Genomic DNA, 6,336 nt, shown 5'->3' on the forward strand with positions numbered 1-6,336 from the left:
CGGCTGCGCCAGCGCCGCCTCGGCCACCGGCGGCGGCTTCACGTAGTCCGGGCCGAGCATGCAGGCCGACAGCAGCGAGGGCAGCGCGGCGGCGACGAGAACGCGGGAGAAACGCAGGGCCATGGAATCCTCAATGCATCGCGAGCGGAGCGCCGCCCTTGGGCAGCGGCTTGAGCAGGAACGCCAGCGGGATCGTGCAGACCACGATCACCCCGAAGATCCAGAACAGATCGTTGTAGGTCATCACCAGGGCCTGCTGCTGCACCAGCCGCGCCAGTTGCGCCAGCGACTGCATCGCCGCGCCGGCGCCGGACACCGACTGCAGTTGCGCGGCGATGCCGTGCAGGTAGTCCTGCGCCAGCGGCGAATTGGCGGTGGTGCCGCTGCCGAGCATCTGCGTATGGAACACCATGCGCCGCTCCTGGAAGGTGGAGATCAGCGCCAGGCCGATCGAGCCGCCCATGTTGCGCGCGGCATTGAACAGGCCCGAGGCGTCGCCGGCCAGGTCCGGCGGCACCGAGGAGATCGCCGCCTGGTTGAGCGACATCATCGCCAGCGCCAGCCCGCAGCCCTGCAGTAGCTGCCCGGCGACGAAATGCATGCCGACCGACTCGGCGGTGAGGTGCATGTTGACGAAGCAGGCCGCGGCGAAGCAGCTCAACCCGCCGAGCACCAGCACGCGCACGTCCACCGTGGTCAGCAGCTTGGGCATCATCGGCATCAGCAGCACCGTGGGGACGCCCGACAGCAGCACCACGTAGCCGGACTGCTCGGTGTTGTAGCCGGAGATCACCGCCAGGAACTGCGGAATCATGTACATGACCCCGAACAGGATCATGCCCACCGCCATCACCATCACGAACACCGCGCCGAAACTGCGTTGCAGCAGGATCGACAGGCGGATCACCGGCTGCCGGCTGAGGAATTGCGAGCCCACCAGGGCGATGAAGCCGACCAGCGAGACCACGCTCAGCAGCACGATCTCGGTGGATTCGAACCAGCGCTCGCGCTGGCCTTCTTCCAGCACCACGGTCAGCGCGCCCAGTCCGGCGGTCAGGCCGAAGATGCCGAGCCAGTCGGCGTCGAGCAGACCGCGCAGATACATGCGCTCGTGCGGCAGCCCGAGCAGCAGCAGCGCCACCAGGCCGGCGCAGACCGGCACGTTGAGGAAGAACGCGTAGTGCCAGCTCACGTTCTCGGTGAGCCAGCCGCCCAGCAGCGGCCCGATCACCGGACCCAGGATCACGGTCATGCCGAACAGCGCCGTGCCCAGTGTCTGCTGCGCCGGCGGCAGCCGCGTGGCGACGATGGTCAGCGCGGTGGGGATCAGCGCGCCGCCGGCGAAGCCCTGGCCGACCCGGCCGAGGATCATCATGGTCAGGCTGCTGGACAGCCCGCACACCACCGAGAAAAACGTGAACAGCAGCGCGCAGATCAGCAGGAAGTTGCGCAGCCCCAGGGTGCGCACGAACCAGCCGGTCAGCGGGATCATCACGATCTCGGCGACCAGGTAGGAGGTCGAGATCCAGGTGCCTTCGGTGCCGCTGGCGCCGACCTCGCCCTGGATGGTCGGCAGTGCGGCGTTGACGATGGAAATGTCCAGCGTCGCCATGAACGAACCGATGGTGCCGGCGGCCACCGCCAGCCAGGCGCCGGTGTCGGCCTTTTGCGACGCCTGCGCGCCGGCCGCCGCGGCCGCTTCGCTCACGGGGTGCGCCCGCGCGGGGCGACCGCATCCTGGCCCTGCGCGTCCTCTTCCTCCACGCGCTCCTTGGCGTCCTTGGCGCTGCGCGTATCGACCGTCACCGTCACCGACATGCCCGGCACCAGCACCTTGCGCGCCTCGGCGCCGGCCTTGAGGCGGATGCGCACCGGCACCCGCTGCACCACCTTGGTGAAGTTGCCGGTGGCGTTCTCCGGCGGCAGCAGCGCGAACTGCGACCCGGTGCCCGGGGCGATGCTCTCGACCACACCGTCCAGTTCCACCCCGGATAGCGCATCGACCTCGATCCGCGCCGGCTGCCCCGGCCGCATCAGCCCGACCTGGGTTTCCTTGAAGTTGGCGCTCAGGTACAGCGCGTCCACCGGCACCACGCTCATCAACCGGGTGCCAGCCGCGACGAACTGGCCGACCTGCACGGTCTTGTCGCCGATGCGGCCGGCGATGCGCGCGGTCAGGCGGGTGTCCTCCACCGCCACTTCCGCCTGCGCGGCGTCGGCCTGCGCCTGCACCAGCCCGGCGCGGGCCTGGTCGAGCTTGGCGCTGGTGCCCTGCACCTGGCTCTCCGCAGCGACGACCTGGGCCTTGGCCGCGTCGAACTGCGCCTGCGCGCGGTCGCGGTCGTGGACGATGCTTTCGTAGTGTTCGTGGGTGTCGGCGCCGGACGCGGCCAACGGCCCGAAGCGCTTGGCCTCGCCCTGGGCGAAGCGCAGGCTGGCGGCCGCCGCAGTGACCTGGGTGCGCGCCTGCAGCAGGCTGGCGCGCTGCGCCTGCAGCCCGGCCTCGGCGGCGGCGATGTCGGCCTGGCGCACCGCGATCGCCGCCTGCGCCTGCTCCAGGGTGGCGCGGTAGGTGCGCGGGTCGATCTCCAGCAGCGGCTGCCCGGCGGCCACGCTCTGGTTGTCGCGCACATACACCGCGGTCACGTAGCCGTTGACCCGCGGCGCCACCGCCACCGTATCGGCCTGCAGATAGGCGTTGTTGGTTTCCTGCAGGTAGCGGCCGGTGGTGAGGTAATAGATCAGCCACACTACCAGGCCGATCACCACCAGCAGGCCGATCAGCAGCAGGGTCCATTTGACCTTGGGGTTCTTCAGCGGCGACGGCGTGTCGGACTTGCCGTCGTCGGCTTGGCCCTTGCCGTCATGGCCCTTGTCGTCCCGGGGCGAGCCGGACTGGCCCTGGCCGGCGTGGGCATCGCGCGCGGCGGCCTGCCGCGGCGCCTGTGAGGAGTCTGGGTCGTGGTTGCTCAAGTCGCTGATTCCTGGGGAGAGGAAGAACGTCGCCGGGTCGGAACGGCGACGCCACCAAACGGTAGCGTACGCCAGCCGGCGCATTATTTGTACCGGTGAGTACAGAGTGTGTGAGCGCGACGTGGCGGTGGCGGTGGCGCTGCGGCGTCGCCGCGATGGCGGACGCTGTGCGGCGCCCGACCCGGCCGCTTGGCCGAGGGAGCGATGTCCCCGGTCTCTCATCCCGATGGGGGAGCGATGTGTCGGGGCGCTCTTCGGCCGCGCGACGGGGCGCGATCGGGACGGCCCGTCGCGGCTGAAGCCGCTCCTGCGGGAGAGGGTGTTACTGGCTCCGATCTCAACCGGGAGAGCGTGCCGGCGCGGTGCCTGCGTGCACCCCCAAACCCGCAAAGAGGTAAGAGCGGCTTCAGCCGCGACGGGCGAAGACGCGATGCGTCCCAGGCAGCATCGCGTCGGGACTGAAGTCCCTCCCACAACAGCCGCTTACGCTCCCCCTGGTCGCTCGGGCAAGCGCAGCGCGATAGCGGTCCGGGGCAACCCGCAAAGCCTTACCCGGACCGCAACGCCGGCGGTTCAACGGCCGGTCTTGATCTCCGTCCACAGGCGGGTGTACAGCTTGTCCACCTCGGGCGGGTTGATCGAATAGGTGAACATCTTCGCGGCCACGTCCGGCGGCGGATAGATGGTGGGATCGTTGCGGATCGCCGCGTCCACCAGCGGGGTCGCCTGCGGCACCGGGTTGGCGTAGTGGATGAAGTCGGTATTGGCCGCGGCCACCTTGGGCGTCAGCAGGTAGTTGATGAACGCGTAGGCGTTCTCCGGATGCTTGGCGTCCTTGGGGATGGCCAGCATGTCGAACCACTGCGGCGCGCCTTCCTTGGGGATCGAATAGGCTACGTGCACGCCGTTCTTGGCTTCCTCGGCACGGTCGCGGGCCTGGATGATGTCGCCGGACCAGCCCACCGCTAGGCAGGTGCTGCCGTTGGCCAGCGAAGTAACGTACTGCGAGGAGTGGAAATTCTGCACGTACGGGCGGATGCGCTTGATCAGCGCCGCGGCCTGTTCGATCTTGGCCGGATCGGTGCTGTGCGGATCCTCGCCCAGGTAGTGCAGCGCGATCGGGATCAGGTCCGAGGGCGTGTCCAGCAGGGTCACGCCGCAGTCCTTGAGCTTGGACAGGTTCTCCGGCTTGAACGCCAGGTCCCAGCTGTTGGCGATGTCGGTGCTACCGAACGCGGCCTTGACCTTGTCCACGTTGTAGCCGATGCCGGTGGTGCCGACCATGTACGGCACGCCGTACTTGTTGCCCGGATCCTGCTGCGCGATGCGCTGCATGATCTGCGGATCGAGATTGGCCAGGTTCGGGATCTTGCTCTTGTCCAGCGGCAGGAACACACCGGCCTGGATCTGCCGGCCGAAGAAGTTCAGCGTCGGCACCACCACGTCGTAGCCGCTGCCGCCGGCCAGCAGCTTGGTCTCCACCATCTCGTCGCTGTCGAAGACGTCGTAGGTGACCTTGATCCCGCTCTGTTTCTCGAAGTCGGGAATCGTGTTCTCGGCGATGTAGTCCGAGTAGTTGTAGACGTTGAGGACCTTCGCCTCGCCCTGCCCCGCCTTGTCCGCGTCGCCGCCGGAGCCGCCGCAGCCGGCGAGCAGCGCCGTGGCCAGGGAAAGAGTGAGCAGTCGCAGCTTCATCGCAGGTCTCCGCGGGTCCGTGGGGGCAGGAATGGAAGGATCGGCGGCGCGTGCCGGATCCGGGATCGGGGCTCCAGACTACCCAGCGCCGGGCTATTTGCCCAGCGCCTGGGCCGTATCCTCCAGCGCCAGCCAGGCCTTGTCGAACAGTTCGTCGACCTGGGCACGGCTGAGGATCAGCGGCGGCGACAGCAACATCGCGTCGTTGGTGGCGCGCAGGATCAGGCCGCGGCGCAGCGCGTTGTCGCGGCACAATGCGCCGACCTTGCCGCGCTCGGGGAAGTACTGCCGGCGCGGCTTGTCCGGCACCAGTTCCAGCGCGCCGATCATGCCGACGATGCGCGCCTCGCCCACCAGCCGGTGCTCGCCCAGCTCGGCCCAGCGTTGCGCCAGGTACGGCGCGATCTCGCTGCGCGCGCGTTCGACGATGCCCTCGTCCTGCAGCAGGCGCAGGTTCTCCAGCGCCACCGCCGCGCACACCGGGTGCCCGGAATAGGTGCAGCCATGCGCCAACTCGCCGCCCTGCTCCTTCAGCACCGTGGCCACGCGCGTGCCGAACATCGCCGCGCCGAGCGGGATGTAGCCGGAGGTGATGCCCTTGGCAATGGTCATCACGTCCGGCTGGAAGCCGAAGTGTTGCGCACCGAACCATTCGCCGGTGCGGCCGAAGCCGCAGATCACCTCGTCGGCGACCAGCAGCACGTCGTAGCGGCGGCAGATGCGCTCGATCTCCGGCCAGTAGCTGTGCGGCGGGATGTACACGCCGATCGCGCCCATGATCGGCTCGCCGATGAACGCGGCGACCCGTTCCGGCCCCAGTTCCAGGATCTTGTCTTCGAGCCGGCGTGCGGCAAGCAGCCCGTATTCCTCCGGATCCATGTCGCCGCCGTCGCCGAACCAGTACGGCGGATCGATGTGGTGGATGTCGGGAATCGGCAGGCCGCCCTGGCGGTGCATGCCCTTCATCCCGCCGAGGCTGGCGCCGGCCATGGTGGTGCCGTGGTAGCCGTCGTGGCGGCCGATGAAGATGGTCTTCCGCGGCTGGTCCTGCACGGCCCAAAAATGCCGCACCAGGCGCAGGATGGTGTCGTTGGCCTCGGAGCCGGAGTTGGTGAAGAAGGCATGGTCGAGGTCGCCCGGCGCCAGTTCGGCGAGCTTGGCGGCCAGGCGGATGGTGGGTTCGGTGGTGCACTGGAAGAAGCTGTTGTAGTACGCCAGCTGTTCCATCTGCCGCGCGGCGGCCTGGCCGAGTTCCTTGCGCCCGTAACCGACGTTGACGCACCACAGGCCGGCGAAGGCATCCAGCAACTGGTTGCCGTCGGCATCCCAGACGTAGGCGCCGTCGCCGCGGGTGAGGATGCGGGTGCCTTTCTGCGCCAGGGCGGCGTTGTCGTTGAACGGGTGCAGGTGGTGCGCGGCATCCAGGTCCTGCAGGGCGCGCGTGTCGATCGGGTCCATGTCCACTCCAATGTCGGTACCAAGGCCGCAACGCGGCCAGGCTTTGCTGTTGCTCTTGCTGTTGCTGTCTTTGCCCTTGCCCTTGCCCTTGTCTTTGCCTTTGCTTTTGCCGTTGCTTTTGCTTTAACGGGTTCCCTTCCGAAGCGGCGGCCGGCCCGGGGAAAAACCCCGAAGGGGCGGCGCACATGGATGTGCGCCGTTCGCGGCAGG

The 6,336-nt window shown here is 68.5% G+C and carries 4 protein-coding genes; all 4 read right to left on the minus strand.

The window, feature by feature from the left end:
* Positions 1–130: 130 nt before the first annotated feature.
* The 4 genes from D183_RS0111055 to D183_RS0111070 all read right to left on the minus strand — a co-directional run bounded on the left by D183_RS0111055 (position 131) and on the right by D183_RS0111070 (position 6,126).
* Entirely contained in the window at positions 131–1,708 is a 1,578-nt protein-coding gene (locus tag D183_RS0111055; RefSeq protein ID WP_017909044.1) for a DHA2 family efflux MFS transporter permease subunit, read from the minus strand.
* The gene (locus D183_RS0111060; protein WP_017909045.1) at positions 1,705–2,973 is read right to left on the minus strand and encodes an HlyD family secretion protein; all 1,269 of its coding nucleotides are present in this window, start codon (positions 2,971–2,973) and stop codon (positions 1,705–1,707) included. The genes D183_RS0111055 and D183_RS0111060 overlap by 4 nt, the downstream gene beginning before the upstream one ends.
* Before the next feature lie 573 nt (positions 2,974–3,546).
* Positions 3,547–4,668 carry a polyamine ABC transporter substrate-binding protein gene (locus D183_RS0111065; RefSeq protein WP_017909046.1) on the minus strand — a complete coding sequence of 374 codons (1,122 nt, stop codon included), beginning with the start codon at positions 4,666–4,668 and terminating at the stop codon, positions 3,547–3,549.
* A 93-nt stretch (positions 4,669–4,761) separates the two neighbouring features.
* Positions 4,762–6,126: an aspartate aminotransferase family protein gene (locus D183_RS0111070; protein WP_017909047.1), complete on the minus strand. Its 1,365-nt coding sequence runs from the start codon at positions 6,124–6,126 to the stop codon at positions 4,762–4,764.
* Positions 6,127–6,336 lie beyond the last annotated feature (210 nt).

The sequence above is a fragment of the Xanthomonas sp. SHU 199 genome, assembly GCF_000364665.1.
Taxonomy (GTDB): Bacteria; Pseudomonadota; Gammaproteobacteria; order Xanthomonadales; family Xanthomonadaceae; genus Xanthomonas_A; species Xanthomonas_A sontii.

Coding starts and splice junctions, on each gene's coding strand:
- D183_RS0111065 (WP_017909046.1), bottom strand. CDS start 4,668: ATGAAGCTGCGACTGCTCACTCTTTCCCTGGCCACGGCGCTGCTCGCC.
- D183_RS0111070 (WP_017909047.1), bottom strand. CDS start 6,126: ATGGACCCGATCGACACGCGCGCCCTGCAGGACCTGGATGCCGCGCAC.